The sequence below is a fragment of the Bacteroidales bacterium genome (assembly GCA_022647615.1).
Lineage (GTDB): Bacteria > Bacteroidota > Bacteroidia > Bacteroidales > UBA932 > Egerieousia.
The window spans coordinates 1,452,014-1,476,939 of the sequence record JALCKZ010000001.1 but is presented as its reverse complement, the minus strand read 5'-3'; the positions used below and the strand labels follow the sequence as shown (position 1 = coordinate 1,476,939).

The 24,926-nt window shown below is 41.8% G+C and carries 22 protein-coding genes, 2 tRNA genes and 3 pseudogenes; 8 read left to right on the top strand and 19 right to left on the bottom strand.

Annotated features, from left to right (window positions below):
• Positions 1-22: 22 nt before the first annotated feature.
• The 3 genes from LKM37_06470 to ubiE form a co-directional block, all read right to left on the bottom strand.
• Positions 23-979, bottom strand: a complete 957-nt coding sequence (locus tag LKM37_06470) for an ROK family protein (GenBank protein MCI1720636.1) — start codon at positions 977-979, stop codon at positions 23-25.
• Between the two features lie 67 nt (positions 980-1,046).
• On the bottom strand, positions 1,047-2,531 hold the full coding sequence (cls, locus tag LKM37_06465) for a cardiolipin synthase (GenBank protein MCI1720635.1): 1,485 nt from the start codon (positions 2,529-2,531) through the stop codon (positions 1,047-1,049).
• Entirely contained in the window at positions 2,531-3,214 is a 684-nt protein-coding gene (gene ubiE, locus LKM37_06460; GenBank protein ID MCI1720634.1) for a bifunctional demethylmenaquinone methyltransferase/2-methoxy-6-polyprenyl-1,4-benzoquinol methylase UbiE, read from the bottom strand. The genes cls and ubiE overlap by 1 nt, the downstream gene beginning before the upstream one ends.
• Before the next feature lie 117 nt (positions 3,215-3,331).
• Here ubiE and LKM37_06455 point away from each other — a divergent pair.
• From LKM37_06455 to LKM37_06445, 3 genes are all read left to right on the top strand, one after another.
• Positions 3,332-3,414 (top strand) — tRNA-Leu (locus tag LKM37_06455).
• 55 nt (positions 3,415-3,469) lie between these two features.
• Positions 3,470-4,549, top strand: coding sequence for a metallophosphoesterase (locus LKM37_06450; protein ID MCI1720633.1), 1,080 nt, complete (start codon positions 3,470-3,472; stop codon positions 4,547-4,549).
• A 131-nt stretch (positions 4,550-4,680) separates the two neighbouring features.
• On the top strand, positions 4,681-5,853 hold the full coding sequence (locus LKM37_06445; GenBank protein ID MCI1720632.1) for an MFS transporter: 1,173 nt from the start codon (positions 4,681-4,683) through the stop codon (positions 5,851-5,853).
• Between the two features lie 52 nt (positions 5,854-5,905).
• On the opposite strand, the pseudogene LKM37_06440 reads toward LKM37_06445, so the two are convergent.
• The 3 genes and pseudogenes from LKM37_06440 to LKM37_06430 form a co-directional block, all read right to left on the bottom strand.
• A pseudogene (locus LKM37_06440) lies at positions 5,906-6,286 on the bottom strand (TlpA family protein disulfide reductase).
• Between the two features lie 447 nt (positions 6,287-6,733).
• Positions 6,734-6,877: pseudogene (locus LKM37_06435) on the bottom strand (DUF4369 domain-containing protein).
• Between the two features lie 353 nt (positions 6,878-7,230).
• Positions 7,231-7,758, bottom strand: a complete 528-nt coding sequence (locus LKM37_06430; protein ID MCI1720631.1) for a DJ-1/PfpI family protein — start codon at positions 7,756-7,758, stop codon at positions 7,231-7,233.
• A gap of 231 nt (positions 7,759-7,989) precedes the next feature.
• Here LKM37_06430 and LKM37_06425 point away from each other — a divergent pair, with 231 nt between their 5' ends.
• Both LKM37_06425 and LKM37_06420 read left to right on the top strand, forming a co-directional pair.
• Positions 7,990-8,358: a helix-turn-helix transcriptional regulator gene (locus LKM37_06425; GenBank protein MCI1720630.1), complete on the top strand. Its 369-nt coding sequence runs from the start codon at positions 7,990-7,992 to the stop codon at positions 8,356-8,358.
• Between the two features lie 11 nt (positions 8,359-8,369).
• Positions 8,370-8,903 carry a nitroreductase family protein gene (locus LKM37_06420; GenBank protein ID MCI1720629.1) on the top strand — a complete coding sequence of 178 codons (534 nt, stop codon included), beginning with the start codon at positions 8,370-8,372 and terminating at the stop codon, positions 8,901-8,903.
• Between the two features lie 157 nt (positions 8,904-9,060).
• Here LKM37_06420 and LKM37_06415 read toward each other — a convergent pair.
• The 10 genes and pseudogenes from LKM37_06415 to LKM37_06370 form a co-directional block, all read right to left on the bottom strand.
• Positions 9,061-9,134 (bottom strand) — tRNA-Arg (locus tag LKM37_06415).
• Positions 9,135-9,377: 243 nt separating this feature from the next.
• A pseudogene (gene rplS, locus LKM37_06410) lies at positions 9,378-9,716 on the bottom strand (50S ribosomal protein L19).
• A 198-nt stretch (positions 9,717-9,914) separates the two neighbouring features.
• Positions 9,915-11,066 carry an anhydro-N-acetylmuramic acid kinase gene (locus tag LKM37_06405; protein MCI1720628.1) on the bottom strand — a complete coding sequence of 384 codons (1,152 nt, stop codon included), beginning with the start codon at positions 11,064-11,066 and terminating at the stop codon, positions 9,915-9,917.
• A 9-nt stretch (positions 11,067-11,075) separates the two neighbouring features.
• Positions 11,076-11,756, bottom strand: a complete 681-nt coding sequence (locus tag LKM37_06400; GenBank protein MCI1720627.1) for a zinc metallopeptidase — start codon at positions 11,754-11,756, stop codon at positions 11,076-11,078.
• A gap of 74 nt (positions 11,757-11,830) precedes the next feature.
• Entirely contained in the window at positions 11,831-12,394 is a 564-nt protein-coding gene (locus LKM37_06395) for a hypothetical protein (GenBank protein ID MCI1720626.1), read from the bottom strand.
• Between the two features lie 13 nt (positions 12,395-12,407).
• The gene (locus LKM37_06390) at positions 12,408-13,568 is read right to left on the bottom strand and encodes a M23 family metallopeptidase (GenBank protein MCI1720625.1); all 1,161 of its coding nucleotides are present in this window, start codon (positions 13,566-13,568) and stop codon (positions 12,408-12,410) included.
• A 6-nt stretch (positions 13,569-13,574) separates the two neighbouring features.
• Positions 13,575-14,777 carry a molecular chaperone DnaJ gene (gene dnaJ, locus LKM37_06385; protein ID MCI1720624.1) on the bottom strand — a complete coding sequence of 401 codons (1,203 nt, stop codon included), beginning with the start codon at positions 14,775-14,777 and terminating at the stop codon, positions 13,575-13,577.
• 66 nt (positions 14,778-14,843) lie between these two features.
• Positions 14,844-15,572, bottom strand: a complete 729-nt coding sequence (locus tag LKM37_06380) for a nucleotide exchange factor GrpE (GenBank protein ID MCI1720623.1) — start codon at positions 15,570-15,572, stop codon at positions 14,844-14,846.
• 150 nt (positions 15,573-15,722) lie between these two features.
• The gene (locus LKM37_06375; GenBank protein ID MCI1720622.1) at positions 15,723-16,508 is read right to left on the bottom strand and encodes a Cof-type HAD-IIB family hydrolase; all 786 of its coding nucleotides are present in this window, start codon (positions 16,506-16,508) and stop codon (positions 15,723-15,725) included.
• A 106-nt stretch (positions 16,509-16,614) separates the two neighbouring features.
• A complete protein-coding gene (locus LKM37_06370) occupies positions 16,615-17,577 on the bottom strand; it encodes a class II fructose-1,6-bisphosphate aldolase (protein ID MCI1720621.1) in 963 nt (320 codons plus the stop codon).
• 204 nt (positions 17,578-17,781) lie between these two features.
• Here LKM37_06370 and gmk point away from each other — a divergent pair, with 204 nt between their 5' ends.
• Entirely contained in the window at positions 17,782-18,357 is a 576-nt protein-coding gene (gene gmk, locus LKM37_06365; GenBank protein ID MCI1720620.1) for a guanylate kinase, read from the top strand.
• A 59-nt stretch (positions 18,358-18,416) separates the two neighbouring features.
• Positions 18,417-18,974: a nicotinate (nicotinamide) nucleotide adenylyltransferase gene (nadD, locus tag LKM37_06360; protein MCI1720619.1), complete on the top strand. Its 558-nt coding sequence runs from the start codon at positions 18,417-18,419 to the stop codon at positions 18,972-18,974.
• Between the two features lie 18 nt (positions 18,975-18,992).
• Here the strand turns inward: nadD and LKM37_06355 are convergent, their stop codons facing one another.
• From LKM37_06355 to dnaK, 3 genes are all read right to left on the bottom strand, one after another.
• Positions 18,993-20,129, bottom strand: coding sequence for a leucine-rich repeat domain-containing protein (locus LKM37_06355; GenBank protein MCI1720618.1), 1,137 nt, complete (start codon positions 20,127-20,129; stop codon positions 18,993-18,995).
• Positions 20,130-20,325: 196 nt separating this feature from the next.
• Positions 20,326-21,102: an RNA pseudouridine synthase gene (locus LKM37_06350; GenBank protein MCI1720617.1), complete on the bottom strand. Its 777-nt coding sequence runs from the start codon at positions 21,100-21,102 to the stop codon at positions 20,326-20,328.
• Between the two features lie 150 nt (positions 21,103-21,252).
• Positions 21,253-23,241, bottom strand: a complete 1,989-nt coding sequence (dnaK, locus tag LKM37_06345) for a molecular chaperone DnaK (GenBank protein ID MCI1720616.1) — start codon at positions 23,239-23,241, stop codon at positions 21,253-21,255.
• Between the two features lie 296 nt (positions 23,242-23,537).
• On the opposite strand from dnaK, the gene LKM37_06340 reads away from it, so the two are divergent.
• Positions 23,538-24,905 carry a short-chain fatty acid transporter gene (locus tag LKM37_06340; GenBank protein ID MCI1720615.1) on the top strand — a complete coding sequence of 456 codons (1,368 nt, stop codon included), beginning with the start codon at positions 23,538-23,540 and terminating at the stop codon, positions 24,903-24,905.
• The last annotated feature ends 21 nt before the right edge of the window (positions 24,906-24,926 follow it).

Sequence of the window (24,926 nt, the reverse complement as noted above, 5' to 3'; positions counted from 1 at the left end):
AAACATCTCCGTGATTTGAGATTTACCACGCAAGAGCAGAGGCGCCTAATATGGCTGCATCGCTCTCCTTTAACGCAGAGGTAATAACCTTTACTTTTCCTCTCCACAATGATATAAGGTTCTCATTCATAGCGTCCATCAAAGATTTCATAATATACTTGCTTGCATGTGCAAGACCGCCGAAAAGCACTATTGCTTCAGGTGCGGAGAAAGCTACAAAGTCCGCGAATTTTTCACCTAATAATCTTCCGGTATACTCAAATATTTCTATAGCCATCTTATCCCCCTTTTCAGCAGCATCATAAATATCTTTTGATGTTATATCTCCTTTTATTTCACGCAGCAAACTAGGTTTTAATGAGTTAGCCATCCATTCTTTTGCGGTTCTTGCAACACCGGTAGCAGAAGTGTAAGCCTCCAGGCAGCCTTTCTTCCCGCACCCGCACTCTCTTCCGTTTGTTCGCACGGCGCAAGTATGACCAAGTTCGCCTGCAAAACCATCGTGACCATAAACCACATTTCCGCCAATAACAATACCGCTGCCAACTCCGGTACCAAGTGTAATCATGATGAAATCCTTCATTCCCTTTGCGGCACCGTATGTCATCTCCCCCATCGCAGCAGCATTCGCATCATTAGTTACAACCGCCTTGATACCTCCTAACTCCTTGGAAATCATATTAGCAAACGGGACAATAATTCCTTTTGCCCATTGAAGGTTAGAAGCATCTTCAATTGTACCCTTGTAAAAATTTCCATCGGGAGCTCCAACTCCTATTCCGTTAACATTCTCAAGACCAACCTTTTTGGTAAGCTCGCGTATTGTAGCACAGAGAGCTTTCACAAACTTATCAGCCTCCCCTTTTCCATATTTAGAATCAATTGCTTTCTGGCAAAGTATTTCACCTCTGCGGTTTACAACGCCAATCTTTGCAGTCTGTCCGCCTACATCAACACCGACAACATATTCTTTTTCCATATCTCTTATTATTTAAATTTTCATCATCTTAATTACGCATCTCCCTACAAGCCATAATCACAGATTATTACATTAGCGGACTTAGCAGTCGGAAAAAACTCTCTCTGACTTTCTCCTCCACCGGCCTCTTCCTCCACTTTACCAGGTTTACCTCATCACACTCCTCTAAATCTTGCAGGAACTTATCTTCCACAACTTTAGCACAATCTGAATTATAAAGTACGCTCATGATTTCAAAGTTGTGCTCAAAACTTCTTGTATCCATATTTGCCGACCCTACAATACTTATATTCCCATCAATGCTCATAACCTTTGAGTGATTAAAGCCCTCCTTAAAAAGGTATATTCTTACACCTGCCTCAAGCAATTCGCCAATATAAGATTTGGTGCTATATGTAGCAGTAGCAGAATCTGCCTTCTCCGGCAGCATTATCCTCACGTCTATATTGCCGAGTGCCGCAACTTTAATAGCATTCAGAATTGTCTCATTTGGAGTAAAATACGGTGTTACAACATATATATGGTCACGCGCGCAAGTAATAGCAGTAAAATAACATTGCATGATACCGGCCCAGTCGCTGTCGGGACCAGAAGAGATAATTTGACTGTAAAAATTTTTCCTCCCGATAGTTATATCATATTTCTGATTTTCAATCTGCGGATAGTACTTCTTGCTATATCTTAACTTACGGTTGAGAACAAAATACCTGTCCAGCAAAAAGCCCTCCTGCAAAGAGAACACAGACTCTCCAACTATCTTAATATGAGTATCATGCCAATCTCCAGCCTCAGTTCCATAATAGTAGCGGTCAGCAATATTTACTCCGCCGAGAAAACCGACCTTCCCGTCAACAACAAGTATCTTCCTGTGATTGCGATAGTTAAGTCTGCTCATTGGCATGAAGAAACGTACCGGAGAGAAAATCAGCACCTCTATCCCGCTCTGTTTCAGACGCTCCAAAAATTTTTTCTTAAGGGAAACACAGCCCATGCCGTCAATAAGAAGGCGGACTTCAACGCCGCTCTGCGCTTTTTTTGCAAGCAAATCCACAAACTTATTTCCTGTTACATCATCCTCAAGTATATATGTCTGAATGTGAATATGATGCTTTGCCTCTTCAATGGCCTTATACATAGCATCCAAAGCATCCCGGCCGTCAAAATAAAAATCAATATCGCTGTTATAATCTATGAGCGCATAGCTATTCTTAAGATTCTGGTAAACAAGCTTTTTATATGGTTCATTTTCAGCTGAAAAAAGTTGCGGGTCTTTCTTTAGCTTCTCTTCTTCATCCACGCACAACTCCTGCCTTAATTTAACATCCCCCAACCCTTTGCGGGAAAAAATCTTTTTCTTCCTAAAGTTCTGGCCGAAGACAAAATAGAGCAAAATTCCAATATACGGGAGCAGCACCATCACCGCCGTCCATGACAAAGTCTTAATAGGGTCTTGCCTGCGCAAAATCATGGTAACGGAAGCATAAATTGCTATCCCCATGTTCATTGCGTATAGCACCGCAGATATTATAGGCCAAATCTCGTTAGACCACATCACTTAACAGCTGTATATAAAACAGAAATTCCAAAAGTTTGCTTTGTGAACTTCACCTCTTTAAATCCGGCCGCCTCAATCTCCTTGCAAAACATTTCAAATTTAGGGAATTTCTCTACCGATTGTATGAAGTATTTATACGCTCCTTTCTCCTTTCCGCCTGTGAAAATCTTAGCCATGAAAGGGAGCACATTATTAAAGTATAAGTTGTAACACCCTCTTATAAAAGGATTTGTAGGTTTTGCAAATTCCAGTATTACCAATTTTCCTCCCGACAGAAGCACTCTCCAAATCTCTTTAAGAGCTGTTGCCCTGTCATCATAATTCCTTATGCCGTAAGCAATTGTAACAGCATCAAAATAACCGCCTGCAAACGGCAACTTGGCCGCGTCCGCTAACATTAAGTGTGGCAGAGGGTTGCACTTTACTACTTTCTTTTTAGCAACTGCAAGCATCCCCTGTGAAATATCAATTCCGGTAACATGGAACCCTTTATCAGCCAAAGCGATAGTCAGGTCTCCCGTTCCGCATGCTTCATCCAGAATTCTTGCGCCTTCTTTCATGCCCCCGCATAAATAGTTGACCGCCTGTTTTCTCCAGCGTTTATCTATGTTAAGAGAAAACAAATGATTGAGTGCATCATAACTGCCGCTTATGCGGTTAAAAATTCCGGAAGTATCCATAAGAGACGTGGAAATATCAATAAAAACTCACTGCCACGAAGTTACAAAAATTTGCTCTTTAAGCCCTAAAAATACTATCTTTGCAACCCCAACCGGAGAAATCCGGTCCAAAGCAGCGCCCGAGTGGTGAAATGGCAGACACGCTACTTTCAGGGAGTAGTGCCGGTAACGGTGTGCAAGTTCGACTCTTGTCTCGGGCACAAAAAAAGCAATGCGAAAAATCGCATTGCTTTTTTTTGCCTTACCTTTGCCGCAATGCCAATCATATTCATAATCATTCTGCTAAGCTATATTGGAGCAAACGTATACATCTTTATACGCGGAGCGCAAGCAGTAACCTTGTTCCCGACAGGTTTAAAAATAACTCTTGCAATTCTGTTTTGGGTTTGTGTTATATTATTGTTTATCAGCTTCTTTGCGCGCAATGCAAAATTACCGTCAGCTCTATCAGGAATTGTATATGAAGTAGGAAACAGCTGGCTGATTGTTACGCTATACTTATTCCTGCTCTTGCTAATATTTGATATTCTGAAGCTTTGCGGCGTCCACTACAATTACGGTTTTATAACATCAGTTATAATAACCTGCCTTGCATTGACATACGGCTACATCAATTACAGACATCCAAAAATCAACAACATTAAAATTACCCTCAAGGATAATGGACAGCATCATTTAAAAATACTGGCATTCAGCGATTTGCATCTAGGAAACGGGACAAGAAAAAAAGCTTTGCAGCGTTATGTTAAAATGATAAATGCACAACATCCCGATATAATCCTTATAGGAGGAGATTTGATTGACAACAGCGTAGCTCCTCTATATGAGCAAAATATGAAGGAGGAAATAGATAAGCTGAAAGCGCCCCTCGGCATTTACATGGTCCCCGGCAATCATGAGTATTACAGCGGGATAAATGAGAGCGCAAAGTTCATCGGCAGCACCCAAATCCGTCTGCTGAGAGATACAGTACTAACATTAAAGGATAGCCTGCAAATCATTGGAAGAGATGATTATACAAACAGCAGCCGGAAAAGTCTAAAAGAACTCATGAGCTCTGCCGACAGGGGAAAGCCTACAATTTTACTGGACCATCAGCCGCGCCGCTTATCTGAAACTCAGGAAGAAGGAATAAACTTGCAGTTCAGCGGACATACACATCACGGACAAGTGTGGCCAATAAGCTGGATAACAGATAAAATATTTGAACAAAGCCACGGGTATAAAAAATGGGGCAATAGTAACATTTACGTATCAAGCGGCCTCTCCCTGTTTGGACCGCCGTTCCGCATTGGTACTCAAAGTGATATAGCTGTATTCAATATTGCATACTAGCACAAATTTCAGCAACTTTTTTTTGAAAAGTGTTCAGAATTTTCGCACCTTTGCCGCACCAAAATCGTAAGCGACTGAAGGTCTTGTGTGATTGTAAGCAACTGAAGATTTATTATTTAAAAGTTGTTTACATGAAAAATATTTCAAAGTATCTTACAGCATCTATCTTGTCAATGTCGCTGCTGACCGTAATGGCCGGAGCAGCAATTGCTCCTGCGCTTGGAGTTATCAAAGAGCATTTTGCCGGAACTCCTAATCTGCTTATCCAATTCATTATCAGCATTCCTGCACTATTTATAGTCTTTACTAATCTGGCGTTCCCTTATTTTTGCAAACTTTTTAAAACAAGGACCCTTGCGCTAATTGGACTGCTCATTTATGCTATTTGCGGGACAATCCCGTTCTTCTCCAACGATATTTATATTATTCTAATTTTCAGAGCAATACTAGGTGTGAGCGTTGGCATGATAATGCCTCTCTCCACGGGTTTGCTGTCATTTTATTTTCCTCCGGAGAAACAGGCGGAGCTAATGGGACTCTCCGCAGCTATGAATCAGATGGGCGGAGTGGTTGCAACCCTGCTTGCAGGTATGCTCGCAAACATTTCATGGAACTTCTCTTTTCTTGTATATCTGCTTGGTTTTATTGCCGTTGCAATGGTCGCCATATTCCTTCCAAATGAAAGATTGGGAGGGAAAAGTGACATTCAAATTCCAAGCTTTTGCGCCCGCATAAAGAAGTTCCATCCCTCTGTAATAGGAATGTTTTTGTGCATGAGCTTGTTCTTTGTTTATCCAAGCAATTTTGCAATGATTGCGGGAAAACAAACCGCTTTATCTCTCAATGCCGTCACAATCATAATGGTTGCACTAGATGTAATCGCCTTCTTTGTAGGACTTTGCTTTGGACGAATGATGCAAATTTTCCGTATGCAGATGAAATATTTTGCACCCTGCGGATTCATTATTGGCTACCTGATTTTTATTCTGTCGGGAGAATTATGGGCACTGCTGGCCGGTTCTGCAATAATAGGAATTGCAAACGGCGCCGGCATACCTTACTTGAACACAATTGCCTCAATCAAAGGGGGAAAGGATGCAGTCACCACAGTTATGCCGCTTATTTCTGCAAGCCTATACCTTGGTCAATTTCTTTCTCCCATCTATATTTCCGCACTAGGCAACAAGCTGTTTAGCAATGCATTAACAGCTCCTTACTATATCGCGGTTATTGTCGGGGGCATTTATCTAATACAAGTTTACACCACTCGCCACTTCCAGGCTCTGCCGCCTGCAGAAAAATAAAAGACTCCCTTAAAGAAAGAGAGTCTTTTATAAACTTTTTGTAATCAGAATATTACTTGTAAATCTCAGCCAGCTTGGCAGCAAGCTCCTCTCCTCTCAATCCTCTTGCAACAATAATTCCGTCGGGACCTATAAGAACAGTTGCCGGAATTGAATTAACTCCGTAAGCTGCAGAGGCGGCATTCTTCCAATACTGTAAATCAGAGATTTGCGGCCACTTCATTCCAAGCTTTGCTATGCCGCTAACCCAATTCTCTTTTTTACTATCCAAAGAGACACCAAGAATTTCAAATCCTTTTGAGTGATATTTCTCATAAAGAGCCACATTATTAGGCATTTCCTCACGACAAGGACCGCACCATGAAGCCCAGAAATCTACAAGAACATAATTTCCTTTGCCTGCATAATCTGACAATTTGTGCATTTTACCCTCAGGATCAGCCTGTTCAAAATCAGTGAAATGCTTACCTACTCCGGTAGCCGCAACCAAATCCATTCTCGCTTTCATCTTTACTATAGGTTTGAAAGAAAGAAACTCTTTTCCCGCCTTGGAAAGTATTTGTGCGGTCTCCTCATCGTCTGCCTGGTATTCATGAAGTAACATGCAGGCGCCAAGAATATTATCCAAATTATCATACAAAGTTTTCTTTGCAAGTTCTTCAGAAGGTTTTTGCAGAGAGTCAGTAATAATCTTTAAGATAGCATCTTTACGTTCTGCAGTCACACCTGCGCTGCCATATTCCTTCATCAAGTCATTATAGTGTAATTCATCAGCTTTCTTTAAAATGAGATCTTTAGCCTGCAAATATTCATTAAACTTTGTGGTCAATTTTCCACCTTTAGCGTAAGATTGATTGCTATTTAAATCCACGGAAATTGGAGTACCTTCTAAAATTACGGCTGACATCTTAGTGTTATCAGATGAGCGTATATACGCAACATCCTTATAGATAGATGTTCCAGCCATTTTAAAAGTTCCATTTACAACAGTTGCAGAGTCTTTAGGTGCTCTCCCTTGAGTCATAAACAACAAGTAAACTTTTTTCCCATTCTGAGAAGCATCTATTTTCCCGTTAATTGCATATTTAACAGGAGATTGTGCAAAAGATGCAGATACGCACAAAACTGCAGCAGCCGTGCATAAAGTTGATAATAATGATTTATTCATATAAAACGTTTTAATAATTATTCAGTACAATAAAGACACAGATTGGTTTTGGTGCCATAAAGGTAATACAAAAAACACATTCTGCGATGCAGAATGTGCTAAGCGTTGCGGCATAAAGTACCGCAACGCCTTGTGGTTAAGCGCACTTCGTGCGCAAGAGGCACGCGCCTCCGGCGCGGCTTCGCGGATTTCATCCGTAGTGTGATGCTCTATTTAAGTGCCTTCAAAATTGCAGGCATTAGAGCGGCAACATCATGCTCACACTGAGCTGTGTAGAAATTACCATCAATAGAAGTCTTATCATCCAAAGCTGTATTCTTGCTCAAAGCTGCTTTTGCAAGAGGATGAATTGCAAACTTTTTACCACTGGCTGCTCCGGACATTTCAAAATACATTGCAGCAGCACAGTGTCCAATCATTAATTTACTCGCATCGGCAAACTCTTTTATAACAGCAAGCATGTCTTGATTATGCTTCTCCCCGACATGCTGTGCAAATACCGGAGTTGCATCTCCGCAAGCAAAAATAAGCGCGTCATAATCTGCGGCATGCCCTTTTAGGTTGGCAATAACATCATCAGCCTCAATCTGGATTCTTGAATTAGTTTTAATGTGAGTTGATGTTGCAACGGCAAAAACCTTATAAGGTATTTGATGCTCATAAAAATTCTCCAAGTAGTTAAACAGGCCATAACCGTTAACAGGGTTAAGAGCCAAGACAGCAGTTTTCTTTGCCATAATTCTTTAATTTTTAATGTTATACAATAAATTTATATCTTAAATAATTTGCTTTTAAAAAATTAATAGTAACTTTGTAATAATTACTTACTATTTATTTAATAGTGCAAAGATAAAACGGAAAAAGAGGCTTGTCAAGAACTAATAATAAATTCACATAGTTACTTATAAGTAAGTATTGCTGATTTACAGATAATTGGACGAATAAAATAACTTAAAATATTTTAAGAGATGAAGAAAAAGGAGGAGAAAAATACATTTATTGAAATGTGTCCGGTACGCAATGTAATAGCCAGATTCGGAAATAAATGGGCCATATTGATCATTTTGGAGATAAATGAAAAAGGGGTTGCGAGGTTTAATGAACTCTGCAAAATGATACCGGATGTTTCTCCGCGCGTAATGTCAGGAACCCTAAAAACACTTGAGGCTGACGATATTATTGCACGCAAAATTTACCCGGTTGTTCCTCCAAAAGTTGAGTACCGCCTTACTGATGTTGGCAAGTCTTTGCTGCCGCTAATTGCCCAGCTCACAGAATGGGCTCAGAACCATATGAAAACAATTGTCAAGCACAGAAATAAATTCACAAACGTTTAAATATATATGCTATGGAATTAATAGATGCGATCAATAAAAGGCAAAGCAACAGAAAATACAAAAGTACACCTGTTGAGATAGAAAAAATAATGCAATGCATTGATGCTGCAAGACTTGCACCATCAGCCAATAATGCGCAGGAGTGGAAATTTGTAGTTGTTCAAAAACCTGAGCTATTAAAGGAGGTACAAAATGCAGCGGCATTTATGGGGATGAATGGGTTTGCAAAGGGAGTTCCTGCATTTGTAGCCGTAGTCACGGAAAAGACTAAAGCCATTAATAATGTGGATATTGTGCTGCACAGAAAAGATTACAAGCAGATGGATATTGGTCTGGCCATTGAGAATTTCTGCTTGAGGGCTGCCGATCTTGGACTTGGCACATGTATCATGGGATGGTTTAATGAGGGCAAAATCAAGAAGTTGCTGCAAGTCCCCAGCAGTCGCAAGATTTGGCTTATGCTTGCCGTTGGATATCCGGATGATGCTCAACGTGAAAAATCTCTGAAATCCTTACAGGAGATTTCTTCTATTGATAAGTACTAGCACACACTGCTGCGCAGAGTGATAATAACAAGCCGAAGGCCCGGCACACAGTGCCGGTGTATCCCTCGCGGCGGTAGCCGCGTAAACCCCTAATTGCCTTGCCGCTTCGTGGCAAGGCAAAAAAAAACAGCATCGTATGATGCTGTTTTTCTCCTCGTGACCCCGATAGGATTCAAACCTACAACCCTCACATCCGTAGTGTGATGCTCTATTCAGTTGCGCTACGGGGCCGGTTAAAAAACTGACCCTTTGCAGGGTCAACCTTTATTTCTTTGCAGCTCCGGCTTTCTTTGCAGCAGCCTCTTCAGCTCTTTTCTTTGCTGCAGCTGCCTGAGCAGCAGCCTCTTTCTTCTTAGCCTCAGCAGCAGCCTTAGCTTCAGCTGCCTTATTCTCTGCGGCAATCTTCATCTTTGCCTCTTTGATTTTAGCCTTCTGCTCCTCATCAAATTCCTCCTCTACGCGGCTCAAACCCTTCTCCTTAATTCTTGCTTTCTTACCTGTTAACTCTCTCAAATAGAAGATTCTAGCTCTTCTAACCTTTCCGGCTTTCTCCATTGTAATGGTCTCAATGAATGGAGAGTATAAAGGAAATATCCTTTCAACTCCAACACCGCTGGAAATTTTTCTTACTGTAAATGTTTGAGTAACACCTGCTCCGCGGCGTTGAATAACTACGCCCCTGAAACTCTGCAGTCTCTCTTTGTCACCCTCTTTAATTTTGTAAGTGACTGTTACTGTGTCTCCTGCCTTAAATGCAGGGAATTCTTTTTTCTCTCCGGCAAACGCCTGCTGAGCAACTTTAATTAAATCCATCTCTTTAAATATTAATCAGGCAACATTTCAATTAATCGGGCTCACAAATAAAACACTTTAAATCAAGTTTTTACGGCCTTATAACCTTTTCCCAAGGTGCTTGGAAGAGGTTGCCTCCGTTTTGGGACTGCAAATGTATGATTTTTTTTCTTTTATCCAAAATTAAATTTCTATTACTCACGACAGATTTATAGGATGTTACCTCTCCCCTCCCGCCTTATACATTGCGCCTCCGATGCAGTCATACGCAGCCCCCGTAACGGAACTCATACAATTTGGAATATCAGCAATATACAAAGCTCCAAGAAAGGCAAAAATCAGAGCCTCCTTAAAGTTTACCGTCAGCTTGTCCGGTATAACATACTCGCACTGAGGTGCTTGCGCCTGCATGCGCTCCATCAGATATTTATTGAACGCTCCGCCGCCAGTAACCAAAACTCTGCTAACAGCGCCATTTTCCCCGGCCGCTACATTTTTAGAAGTCTGCATTGCGGCATGCTCGCAGAAAGTACAAAGTTTATCCTCTATCGGGAGCTTAAAAGATTCAATCAAAGGAATGACCTCATTCTCAACCCATTCGCGCCCAAGAGACTTGGGACCCTTCTGTGTATAAAAAGGTAAATTATTAAGTTTGTCAAGGAGTTCCCGACAGATTTTTCCGCTGCGGGCCAATGCTCCGTCCTTGTCATATTCCTTCCCTATTGTCCTCATGTAGTAGTTAAGAACGTAATTTACAGGAGATATGTCAAACGCTGTCCTCACTGCAACGCTCTTGCCATCAGCCGTTTTCTTAGAATTCTCAAAAGAAATATTTGAGAACCCTCCAAGATTCAGACAATAATCATACTCTCCAAAAAGATTCCGGTCGCCTATCGGAACCAGCGGAGCACCTTGACCTCCAAGGGCAACGTCGGTTGTTCTAAAATCGCAAACAGTGTCAACTCCGGTTTTTGCAGCAATCCCGGCGCCGCTCCCAATCTGTCCTGTAAATTGAATTTCAGGCTGATGAAAGATTGTCTGACCGTGACTTGCAATAATGTCAACTTTGTCTGGATCAATACCATTGCGCTCCATAAAAGCCTTTATACGCTCGCCAAGATACAAGCCGTAATCTGAATTCAGCCGCGCATATTCCAGCGCTGAAAAATTTTGAGCTGTATTTAACTTATCTTTAAGCTGTTGCGGATATGACTCGTCTTCAGCCTTTATGATTTTATAGTTCCACTTGCCTGAAAGATACTTAAACTCCACATAACAAAAATCAATTCCGTCAAGAGAAGTACCTGACATCAAGCCAATTACTCTTACGCCATTTTTAAAGTCGTAAGTTTTTTTCAAAGACTTCATCATGCAAAAGATTTATCTTCTTCCGGCAAAGCTGATGTAATAAAGCAATGTTGCAAGAGCGGAAAGTGCGGCAACGACATAAGTACGGGCAGCCCACATTAAAGTTTCGCGTGCCTGATCAACTTCTACAGGAGTCAGAGAATGAGAAGATTGCAGCCATGCAAGCGCACGGTGGGAAGCATTATACTCCACCGGCAAAGTAACAACGCTAAATACCAGCACCATTGCAAACATCAAAATTCCAATCCAGAACAAAGCCGGGAAAACGTTGATTAACAAGATTCCTATGATAATGACTATTTGAGATAGCATGGATGAGAAATTAACTACAGGAACCAAGGCCGAACGCAATCTAAGCGGAGCATATCCCTGTGCATGCTGCAGAGCGTGACCGCACTCATGGCATGCAACAGCCGCAGCCGCAACACTATTTGAACCATAAACGCTCTCGCTCAAATTAAGGGTCTTGTTTGCCGGATTGTAATGGTCTGTAAGACTGCCACCTATGGCAGTAACCTTTACATCTCTGATTCCGTTGCCGTCCAGCATTTTTTGTGCAAACTGAGCGCCGGTCAATCCGCCCGGAGCCATAACCTTAGAGTACTTGTTGAAGACGCTCTTCAATCTTGATTGTACAATCATTCCAATAACACCAATTATTGCTATCAGAACAAAACCTCCACCCATTGTCATAATTGAAAATCTTTTAAATTATTATATCCTTTATATTGTGCAAGTTATGAAAAAGTCCTCAAGTAGCGCCTCCCCTACCACACAAATTTCCTTGTAGCTTCCCTCCTGTTTCCTACCATGTCTACTAATGAAACCTTCATTAAGTGCTTGGTACCATGCGCAATGCGCGCATCAGCAAGCGGCACGTTCAGCTGCGCGTTTTTGGCATCAAACTCTGCAACCACCCAATGCCCGTCTATCTCCACTTTATAATCTCTTACTCCCGACAGATTATCTCCAATTCTTATGCCAGCGGCATCAGACCTTATTCTTGCCCCGTCGGCGAATTTAAAAGATGCGCGCGGAGCTGTAGTATCAACTGTTACACAATACTTTCCAAAAGAGCTGATATATGCCGTCATCTGTTGTTTTGCATAACTGTATGTGCCGCCGGAATAATAAAGATATCCTCTTCCGTCACGCATTGCAAGCACCGCCTTGTTCACCAGCCGCTGCGGAACTTTCGCCGACATTTTAACCTCTGCAAAATTGTGCATAGGAACTGTAGGATTGCCTATTTCCCAAAGCGGGGAATATCTTGTAGCTCTGAACCTTACGGTATCAGCAGTAAAGAACATGGAGGAGTATAAAGCACCCATCGGGATATTGATTTCAAGTCCCTTTGGTTTTATAAGAATTTGCGCTCACCCAACCCATAAAAACTCCCTTTGGAGGATAAGGCACTCTGTTTTTATAAATGACTTCATCTCTTTTAACCAAAAAAGATTTTTCAGATGAATTACCATACACATCATAAACAACAACGCGGACATTATGAAACTCATCATCATTAAGAACTATCAATCCGTCATTAACGGCTACTATTCTATCCTTAAGTCTATTACCAGGTTCAAGATAGCTCTTCACATAAGTACGTCCGCGGTAATATCTTTGAGAATACTCAAGCAAAGATGTTATGTACTTCCCAGTTGAATAAGGAATATTTCCCTCAGTAAAAGTAAATACCGGAGTCCTGTCCAAAAATACTTGATATCTGTAAATGCCTAATCTTGCGTAATTTCCATTAATATAATCTATGGCGTCAATAGCAACGTAAGAATATTTTGGAAGCAGCATTGCATTTGACTTTCTCGGACGCTCAATCAGATATGAGTACGGAGTCCCGATAATATTAGCGTGTCCAAAGAATAAGACGCTGTTAATCACAGGCTTTACGGTATCTTTAACAAGACTGATAAAAGCACTTCCTGCAGGAGTTCCGCTTACTTTAACAACCGGCTTGGATTTTACTCCGCCCTTCCCTCCAATCAAAAGATTCATTGGAATCCCCTGCGGGCTGCGAACTTCAAAATGCAGGTGCGGACCGCCGGAAGAGCCTGAGTTCCCGCTATATGCAATAAAATCTCCTTTCTTCACCGGAAACTCTCTAGGTCCAAAATAAATGCTCTGTTCCCAAGTTTGAGTTCTATACTGATTCTTTCTAAGCCGCGCCTGAAGAGCAGGTGCAAACTTTAGCAAATGTCCGTAAATTGTCTGATAGCCACCCGGATGATTAATAGTAATCATATTTCCGAATCCGGTGGAAGTAACAGAAAGCCTTGATATATAGCCATTTTGGGCAGCATATACTTTCTTCCCGACAGAACCTCCGGTTTTTAAATCTAATCCGCAGTGAAAATGTCCTCCTCTTAATTCGCCGTAATTGCCGGCAATGCCGTAGTAATTATCTAGAGGAAAAATAAAATTCTGCGCCTGTAAAAAAGAAGAACAACAGACGCAAATCAGGGACACGAATATTTTTAATAGCTTCATTATCTTCTATTTAAACTTGCCTTTTAGTCTGTCAAAGAAACCTTTGTCATCGCTGCCCGGCTTTGGTTCAAATGAAGGGGAAGATTTTAATTTTTCTATCGTCTTTTTTTCTTCTGAAGTCAGATTCTTTGGAATCCAGACATTTACGGCAATCAACATATCTCCAGCTCCGTAGCCGTTAACATCCGGTACACCTTTCCCTCTGAGTCTCAATATACTGCCGCTCTGTGTTCCCGGAGCAACTTTGATTCTAAGCTTGCCGTCAATTGCAGGAATTTCCGCATCACATCCGGTAATAGCATCCGGAACGCTTACAAACAAAGAGTAAAGCAAATCATTTCCATCTCTCTGGAAATTAGGATCTTGCCCCTCCTCTATAACAACCAGCAAATCTCCGTTAACTCCACCGTGAGGAGCTGCATTTCCTTTGCCGCGCACCGTAAGCTGCATGCCTTGCGCAACACCCGCAGGAACCTTAAAGCTAATCTCCTCCGGAGCTTTTACCAGGCCGGAACCGCCGCACTTCTTACATGGCTTGGAAACAATTTTACCCGTGCCGTTACAACGCGGACATGTTGTAGTTGTCTGCATCTGTCCAAGAATTGTACGGACTACTTTTGTCACAATTCCGCGTCCTTTACAATCGGGACATGTCTTTATATCTGCCTCACTTGCAGCGCCTTTACCACCACAATCCGGGCACGTTACAAGTTTATTGATTTTAATTTTCTTCTCTACCCCGTGCAAAACTTCAGCAAGGGTCAATTTGATTCTTATGCGTATATCGCTGCCTCTCTCCACTCTGCCTCCGCGTCCTCCTTCATCATCTCCGCCGCCAAATCCGCCAAAGAAATCACCAAATCCGCCAAAGCCTCCGCGCGCAGAACCGCCTCCGAAATGTCCTCCGAATATATCTCCAAACTGGCTGAAAATGTCGTCCATAGAGAAACCGCCGCCTGAAAATCCTCCGCCCGCGGCACTGCTTGTTCCGGCAAATCCAAACTGATCATACCTCTGCCTTTTCTCCGGATTTGAGAGAATATCATAAGCCTCCGCAGCCTCCTTGAATTTCTCCTCGGCAGCTTTATCACCCGGATTCCTATCGGGATGATACTTAAGGGCCATCTGTCTATAAGCCTTCTTTATCTCATCAGCGCTTGCGGTCTTGCTCACCCCCAGCACTTCATAATAATCTCTTTTATCAGCCATTTAATAATCCTCTAATATTCAATTTTTTATCCCGACAGTTTATTACTCCGCAAGGATAGTTAAAGATTAATTTCCCATTACAACTTTTGCAAAGCGTATAACCTTGCCGTTCAGCTTGTAACCCTGCTGAGCAATCTCAACAATTTTACCTTTTTGCTTAGGATCTTTAGCAGGAATCTGCGCTATCGCCTCATGCTCATCTGTATTCAAATCCTTCCCTATAGCTTCAATCACAGTCACTCCGCGGTTCTTGAGCATCTCCATCATCTTCTTGTATATCAGCTCAGTACCCTGCTTTGCCGCATCGGAATCTTTAGAGTCCTTAAGTACTGCAATAGCTCTCTCAAAGTCATCTACTATCGGGAGTATGCTCTTTATAACACCCTCGCTTGCAGTCTCTATCAGCTCCAATCTCTCTTTTGCAGTACGGCGCCTGAAATTGTCAAACTCAGCCGCCAATCTCAAATACCTGTCCTTATCCTCCGCCTGATCTTTCTTAAGTTTTTCAATCTCTTTATTTAGCTTCTGCTCAGGAGTTTCCGGCTGTTCTTCCCGCTTCTCCTCTCTCTTTTCCTCCTTCTTATTCTCCACGTTGCCCTCTTTCTGCTCACCACTCTCTGATTTGCACTCTCCTGCTTTTCCCTCATTCTTGTCAGTTACTGTTGCGGCGCTCTTTTCCGCCTGCTCCTCCTTCTTTCCGTTATCCTCTGCAACAGCTTTGTTCTCAGCTTGTTGTTCAACCTTAATATCCTTCTTCTCCTCTTTATTTTTACTATCGTGATTAATATTAAACATCTCTAAAAAATTTTAAACATTAAAAATACGGCCATGCGGCCGGCACTAATACGGCAATTTCTTTGCCACCGCTGATAAAAGGACAATTTGACACAAATGCGACAAAAGTGCGCTTTAAAACACATATCGCAAACCATTTTTGCGAGCTTGCTACAAAACGCTGTAATGTCTGAGGGCAGAAACAATTCCGCCGTTGTCAACAGTATCAGTTTTATAATCTGATGCTTTTTCAACCTCCGCAGTTGCATTGCCCATACAAACGCTCAGCGCCGTATGACGCAGCATGGGAATATCATTAGCTCCATCTCCAAATGACATTGTATCAGAGAGTTTCAAATTGAAATGTTCCAAAATTCTATCAATGCCATACTCCTTTGTAATGCCTTTCTCATTTACATCCGCAAACAGAGGATTCCATGCAGAGCCGTCACACTTTGTAAGAGTCTCATCCAAAATTTTCTGCAACTCGCTGCCTTGCACATAAATACAAAGCTGATAAATCTCTTTCTTTATGATTTCATTCACGGGCATCAAAATTGGGGGAGCTACATTTACTTGTCTTGCAATCTCTTCCGCCACTTTAGAGTGACAATTGATATAGTAGTCATCTTGCCCCATGAAAGAGAGTGCAAATTGCTGCTTGCTCTTGTCTGCCAGCCGCGCCGCTACTGCATCCAGCTGATCCTGAGGCAGCGGCCTGTGAAAAATCATTTTCTTGCTTGAATCATAACATGTTGCACCGTTGTTTGCAACATATCCGTCAAACTCAATACCGTCCACAACAGAGGTCATTTTCAACATTCTTCCCGTAGAGATAAAAACTTTTATACCCCTGCGCCTCAGCTCTTTAAGCGCCTCAATATTATCTTTGGGCACCTTGTGCGTCTTAAAGGAAACCAGCGTTCCATCTATGTCAAAAAATATCGCCTTTATCATGAGCGCGCAAAGGTAGAAAAAATACACAAGGCATGAAATACAAAGAAAAAAGGCCGGCAAAATGCCGACCTTTTTAGAATCTGTCGCGACCTAAGCCGCAATCAATTTATGCTTTATTATCAGAACCAAGAACAACCTTAACCTTGTGAATATAAAGCTCTTTCATCTTCTCTCTTGCTGGTCCAAGATATTTTCTTGGGTCAAACTCCTCCGGATGCTCAACAAATACCTTGCGTATTGCTGCGGTCATTGCAAGACGGCTGTCGCTATCAATATTGATTTTGCAAACAGCGCTCTTTGCAGCCTCTCTCAGCTGATCCTCAGGTACTCCCGCTGAATCCTTAATTTTGCCGCCGTACTGATTAATCTCAGCAACAATGTCTTGAGGGACGCTGGATGAACCGTGAAGTACAATTGGGAAACCAGGAATTCTCTTCTCAATCTCATGAAGAATGTCCAAACGGATATGAGGTTTAACGCCCGGTTTAAATTTATAAGCACCGTGTGAAGTACCAATAGAAATTGCAAGAGAATCAACGCCGGTCTTCTTTACAAAGTCCTCAACGTCCTCTGGTCTTGTGTATGTATGAGTCTCAGAATGAACCTCATCCTCAATACCTGCAAGAACTCCAAGCTCGCCCTCTACGGTAACATCATATTTATGTGCATACTCAACAACTTGCTTTGTGATTGCAACATTCTGTTCATAAGGAAGTTTTGAACCGTCAATCATAACGGAAGAAAAACCAAGATCGCAGCAAGATTTGCAAAGTTCAAATGAATCACCGTGATCCAGGTGAAGAACGATAGGAATATTGCATCCTAACTCCTTTGCATACTCAACGGCACCCTGTGCCATATATCTAAGAAGCGTCTGATTCGCATACTGTCTTGCTCCTTTTGAAACCTGCAGAATTACAGGTGATTTGGTCTCCACACAAGCCATGATGATGGCCTGCATCTGCTCCATGTTGTTAAAATTAAACGCAGGAATTGCATACCCGCCTTTTACCGCCTTTGCAAAAATCTCTCTAGAATTCACAAGGCCTAACTCTTTGTAAGATACCATATTACTTTGTATTTAAAGTTATTTATAAATTTACGGAACATTAATTTTCCTCCCGACAGACTTTGCCTGCAATAACCAAGCCGCTAATAAATAATCTGCCAAATTGCCCACAACAAGAGAAATGCATAACCGGCATCATGGAAACCGCGGCAAAAATAATAAAAATTAGTAACTTTGCAGTTACAAAGTGAAGTTAGTGAAAATATGGAAAATAAAAAAGTAATAATTTTTTCTGCCCCAAGCGGTGCCGGCAAAAGTACAATTGTAGGACACTTGCTTGAGAAATTCCCATATCTGGAATTCTCAATTTCAGCAACTTCACGCGCTCCGCGCGGTGCAGAACAAAACGGAAAAGAGTATTACTTTATAAGTGCAGATGAATTCCGCCGCAGAATAGCGGCAGGAGAACTTGTTGAATATCAAGAAGTTTATCCGGGCTCTTTTTACGGCACACTAAAAAGCGAGGTAGAAAGAATCTGGGCAAAAGGGCACATAATCCTCTTTGACATAGATGTTAAGGGAGGAGTCAATTTAAAGAAGTTGTACGGAGCTCAGGCGATGGCGGTATTTGTTCAGCCGCCAAGTCTTAAAGTGCTAGAGGAGAGATTGCGCAATCGCGGAACAGACAGTGAAACTGCAATTGAAACCAGGATTGCCAAAGCTAGAGAAGAATTGACCTATGCCCCCCACTTTGACAAGGTGATAGTGAATGACAAGCTTGAGGATTCATTTTCTCAAGCTGAAAAAATTGTAACTGATTTTTATAATGCCTCACAATAGGGGCATTTTTGATTTATATAACTCATATTAGTAACCTTTTATAAAACACTGTTAAAGTCATGCGCACTGCTCTATATTTTGGATCTTTTAATCCTCTACACTACGGACACATTGCCGTTGCAAAGTACATAATGGAAAACTGTGATATTGACCGTTTTGTAATGGTACTCAGCCCTCACAATCCTTTTAAGAAAACCAAAGATTTAGAAGAACCTGTCGCGAGACTTGAGGCATTAAAAAAGGCTGTAAGAAAATTCAACAGCACAGAGAGGATTCTAAATAAAATAAACGGACATATTCTGAGACTTGAAGTTTCAGATGTTGAATTCAGAATGAAAGAACCGCTTTATACATACAAGACTCTCAAGTATTTGCATAAGCTTGAACCAGCCACAAATTTTGTGCTTATTGTTGGAGCGGACAGTTATGCAGCAATGCCAAAATGGTATAAGGGTGAACAAATTCTGGAGAAATACAAGATTGCTGTATATCCACGCAAAGGCTCAGATGTCAAAGAGTTATGTGAAAAGTACGGCGCAACTTATTTGGAAGGCGCGCCTCTAGAAGACATCTCCTCTACGGAAATCCGTGAAGGAAAAGAGAAACAGGGAATTTGATAATTCCCTGTAATTCAATTATTTTTCAATTATTGTTCCAAACCAATCAAACGGGTGTCCTAATTTAAGATAGTCGGCCTTTGTCCCGGCTGGGATTATTAATGTAACTTTCTTTAAGTCGACACCAAGAAATGTATTCTCGTAGGCATAGATAAGACTTGGGTCCTTCTGCTTGGATATCACTGTCTTAAGGTTTTCGCACGCACCAAATGATAGATAGTTCCAATTCTTCATAGTTGAAGGCAAAGTGACAGATATAAGTCCCTTGCAATATTTGAAAGCTCCGGATGCCAAATATGTAGTTCCTTCAGGAACAACGTAATCTCCAGCTTTGCTTGTTGGGCAAGATAACAACTGATTGCTGGAAAAGAGAACTCCGCCTGCAGATTTATATTCCTCATTTCCGGGAACTACTGTTATATTTGCAGGGCAATTTGCAAACGCCTTGGAATCAATTTCTTGAACAGTTTTAGGTATTGTAATTGATTGGAGAGAAGTACATGATTCAAATGCGCTGGCGCCAATCTCGCACAAACCCGCCGGAAGTTTCACAGATTTAAGATTTTTGCAACCAAGAAAAGCACCCTCTCCGATATTTTTTATCGGGGCTTCTACAACAACTTCAACTATCTGATCCTTAACGGCAAACCAAGGGCGAGGCTCTGAATCATACCCATTCATTTTTCCCGTACCCTTTATTGTCAAAACTCCGTTTGCAAAAGTTGCCGTAACCTTGCCCTTCACAAGATTGCCCCCTACACCATCACCATAATCATCACTGTGCTCAGTCTCAATATACCACGGCTGCGGCTTTGGGACAGATACTCCATTTTCCTCTCCCTCCAAAACAAATCTTGGTGTAATATCCTCTCTGCCAGTTTTTCCATATGACACAACCACTCCGTCATTGGACTTATACCCACCGGTTTTAGCAGGAGTAGAAGTTGCCTCTGAAGAATTTGAACTAGATGTTGTGGCTGTAGTAGCGGCAGGTGCATCTGTCTTTGCAGTCTTTGCAGTCTTTGCAGTCTCTTCAACCTTCTCTTTAATCTTCTTTCCCAATCCCTTAAGAATCTGTGCATCAGAATTCTGCGGCATCACAACTAACGCCGCCACTATTGCCAAAACGGCAACAAAAAAATTTCTAGTTTTCATATCCTATACGTTAAGTAATAATTTTCCTCAGGACAGTCTCTCTCTTTTTCTTCCCCCTCAATGAAACGTTATCTGAACTGATTACAAAATTACTCCTTAATATGTTCTTTATCAATGAGTATAAATACTCAAATCTTAACTGACCAATGATGTGTTGATCAATGATGTTTTCTCATCGATTACCCGAGTGAATTTTTTATTTCAGCTGAATCCAATCGACGGGAGCGATGACAGAAACCTCAGCGTGAGTGACCGGATGTGTAAATGTTATTTGTCTTGCATGCAGTGAGATACTGCCATCTTTATTGGAACGCGGAGAGCCGTATTTAAGGTCTCCTTTTATTGGACAACCAATTGCACTGAGCTGGGCGCGTATCTGATGATGACGCCCCGTAAGCAGCTGAACCTCAAGAAGAAAATATCTATCGGTGACCTTAATTAATTTATATTTCAGCCGCGCTTCTTTGTATGTTGCACCATGGAAATCTATGCTGCCGGCGTTTTTACCCGCAGTTGCAGTCTCTGAAGGCTTTGATAAAAGGTGCAATTTTGCAACCTGACTCTCAGGCAACACGTAACTCTTGTTTTGCTTCTCGTTACGAGTCAGATAATTAACAAGTTCCGCCTCATCCTTCTGCGGACGCGCACAAACAAGCGCCCAATAAGTCTTGTGTACCAAGCCTTTGCGGAGCATATCATTAATACGCTCCAGCCCCTTTGAAGTTTTTGCAAAAATTACCGCGCCGCTCACCGGCCTGTCCAACCTGTGCGGCACACCCATATACACAGCACCGGGCTTGCTATCTCTCTGAGCCACAAAAGCTTTTAGTGTCTCCGACAGACACTCGTCCCCCGTCTTATCTCCCTGCACAATCTCCCCTGCCCGCTTGTTAAAAATAATAAAGTGGTTATCCTCAAAAAGGATTCTGCTCTGAATATCAGAATATTCCTCTGTGTTTATATGTCTGTACATCATGTGCAAAGATACAAACATTGAACTAGCCTTGTAAACAAAAAAGAGATGCCCTTGCGAACATCTCTTCTTTTAATACATATCAACTTGATTACTTCACCTTTCCTACCTTCACTCTTTTCTTCTTCCACTTTGCAAATCTGCTTCAGCTTATTTTACTTCCTCAAAGTCAACATCCTTTACCTCTCCGTCTTTGGAGCCGCCGTTGTTGCTGCCAGTGGAACCTGTTGAGCCTGTGCCTGTTGCACCGCCGCTGAATCCGCCGCCTGCATTTGCTCCGCCGCCAAATCCTGCTCCAGGATTAGGACCGCCCTGTGCTCCGCCGTTTGCCGCACCTGCCGCCTTAGCCATATCCTCACTTGCAGCATGCCATGCGTTATTCAAGTCATCCTCAAGTTTTTGCAACTCTGCAATATTACCCGCTTTGTGAGCTTCTTTCAATTTTGCAGTTGCCTGCTCAATAGCGCTCTTCTTATCTGCAGGAATCTTATCTCCATAATCCTTCAAATTCTTCTCACTTGTAAATACCTGAGCATCAGCAGCGTTAAGCTTGTCTATTTTTTCTCTCTCCTCTTTATCTTTCTGCTCGTTGGCTTTAGCCTCATCACGCATCCTCTTAATCTCAGCCTCGCTCAAACCGCTGGAAGCCTCAATTCTAATTTGCTGCTCTTTGCCTGTGCCCTTATCTTTTGCAGATACATTAAGGATACCGTTTGCATCAATATCAAATGTAACTTCAATCTGAGGCACACCTCTAGGAGCCGGTGTAATTCCATCCAGATGGAAACGTCCAATAGACTTGTTTCCGCTCGCCATAGGACGCTCGCCCTGCAGAACGTGAATCTCTACACTTGGCTGATTATCAGATGCTGTGGAGAACACCTCTGATTTCTTTGTAGGTATGGTTGTATTGGCATCAATAAGTTTTGTGAATACTCCGCCAAATGTTTCAATACCCAATGAAAGAGGTGTAACATCCAACAGTACAACATCTTTCACATCACCTGCAAGAACGCCTCCCTGTATTGAAGCTCCAATTGCAACAACCTCATCAGGATTCAAGCTCTTGTTAGGCTCCTTGCCAAAGAACTCTTTAACCATCTGCTGAACTTTAGGAATACGGCTGCTGCCGCCAACCAAAAGTACCTCGTTAATATCAGACGTGTTCAAGTGAGCGTCTGCCAACGCTTTGCGGCATGGCTCTATACATCTCTGGAAATAAGGATCTTCCAGTGCTTCAAATTTAGCTCTCGACAGTGTTCTTACAAGGTGTTTTGGAACTCCGTCAACCGGCATAATATATGGCAGATTAATTTCAGTAGAAGTCTGGCTGGATAACTCAATCTTAGCTTTTTCCGCAGCCTCTTTCAATCTCTGAAGAGCCATAGGGTCCTTGCCTAAATCAACTCCGCCGTTCTCCTGCTTGAATTCTTCAATCAGCCATTCAATTATAACACGGTCAAAATCATCACCTCCAAGGTGAGTATCACCATTTGTAGACTTAACTTCAAATACACCGTCGCCGAGCTCTAGAATTGAGATATCAAAAGTACCTCCGCCTAAGTCAAATACTGCAACTTTTGCCTCTTTCTCCTTCTTATCCAGACCATAAGCAAGTGCAGCCGCCGTAGGCTCATTGATAATTCTTCTTACATTAAGACCTGCAATCTCTCCCGCCTCTTTGGTTGCCTGTCTCTGAGAATCAGTAAAATAAGCGGGTACCGTAATAACCGCCTCTGTAACAGGCTGACCGATATGATCTTCTGCCGTCTTCTTCATTTTCTGAAGAATCATTGCAGAGATCTCTTGTGCAGAATAAAGTCTTCCGTTAATATCAATACGCGGAATATTATTATCTCCCTTTACAACCTTGTAAGGAACTCTCTTAATTTCTGTTTGCACTCTATCCCAAGTTTCACCCATAAATCTCTTAATAGAGTAGACGGTGTTAACCGGGTTGGTAATTGCCTGTCTCTTAGCAGGATCACCAATCTTCATCTCTCCGTTTGCCGTAAACGCAACTACGGACGGGGTAGTTCTCTTACCCTCACTGTTAATGATTACCGTAGGCTCATTGCCCTCCATTACGGAGACGCAGCTGTTAGTAGTACCTAAGTCAATTCCAATAATTTTACCCATAATATTTATCTCCTAATTTTTTATATTTTTTCTTATTCTGTTTGATTCCGCGTTTTGTCACGTTCACGCCTACCTGAATAACGATTATTGTGCCATGCTGAAATTGTGACATTTTGACATATTATTAACAACCACAGTTGTAATACATTGATTATCCGGACACTCCTAAAAATGTCTTAATATTTTCATCAATGTTTTAATCCGGCAAATTTAGAACCTCTTTTTTTAATAACTTTGCCCCCCTCATTTAAAATACATTTAATCTTATATAAGAATTTTTAAGCTCCGTTTCTATTATGTTCAAAGGCGTTATTAATTTATCCGTAAAACTTGTAAGGCGCTATCTGCCTGACCCATTTGTTTTTGCAATTATCCTCACGATAGTTGCCTTTATATGTTCAATGTTTGTTACCCATCAAACAGTGCTTGAGGTTGTTGGAAATTGGGGCGGAGGAGTTTGGACGCTTTTGGAATTTGCAATGCAGATGGCCCTTGTAATTGTCTGCGGTTCAGCGCTTGCTGATGCACCCGCTATAAAAAAGGGTTTAAAAAAAATAGCTTCCGGATTAAAAACGCCGGCCGCAGCAATTGCAACCGTAACTGTTGTAGCATCTGTTGCATGCTGGCTTAACTGGGGATTCGGACTTATAGTAGGAGTCATTTTTGCAAAAGAGATTGCAAAGCAGGTTAAGAATGTTGATTATAGATTATTGATTGCCAGTGCTTACAGCGGTTTTGTTGTTTGGCACGCCGGCATCTCGGGTTCCATTCCTCTTGCCATGGCAACTGAGGGAGATGCGTTAACATCTGTCTCATTGGGTTACATCAAGCATGCAATACCTATCGGGAATACAATTTTTGCCACATATAATTTGATTGCCGTTTTTATTGTGATAGTTGCACTGACAGTTGTTAATACATTGATGCATCCTAAAGGAGACCAGGTATTTGCAATAGACCCGTCCCTGCTGGAAGAGAAAAAAGAAGAACATCTGGAGAGCATAATTGATGACTGCAAAATTGAAAAGACTCCGGCCGACAGACTGAATACCAGCAAAATATTGGTGATAGTAACATCCCTTCTGGGCTTTACATATTTGTTCATGAAACTGGTAATAAACGGAAAACCATTTGATTTAAACAGTGCGATAATGGTCTTCCTGTTTTTGGGAATAATCTTTCATGGTACACCAATCAAATACGTTGAGGCAATAACAAATGCGTCTACATCCTGCTCCGGAATACTTTTGCAATTTCCTTTCTATGCGGGAATTATGGGAATCATGACGGCTACATCCGCAGATGGAATTTCACTTGCCGGAGAAATCAGCAAAGGCTGCATATCAATAGCAAACACTCATACTTTTCCTCTGCTGAGTTTTCTTAGCGCAGGACTGATTAACATATTTATTCCAAGCGGCGGAGGACAGTGGGCCATACAGGGACCAATTATGATTCCTGCCGGAGTCTCTCTTGGAGTTAATCCTGCAATTACCGGAATGTCAATTGCATGGGGAGATGCATGGACAAATTTGATTCAGCCGTTTTGGGCTATCCCCGCACTTGCAATTGCAAAGCTTAATGCAAAAGATATAATGGGATATTGTCTTATAGACCTGGTAGTTGTGGGCATAATAATATGCGCCACCTTCTTATGTTTATAATGGCAGCGCAATTATTTAAGA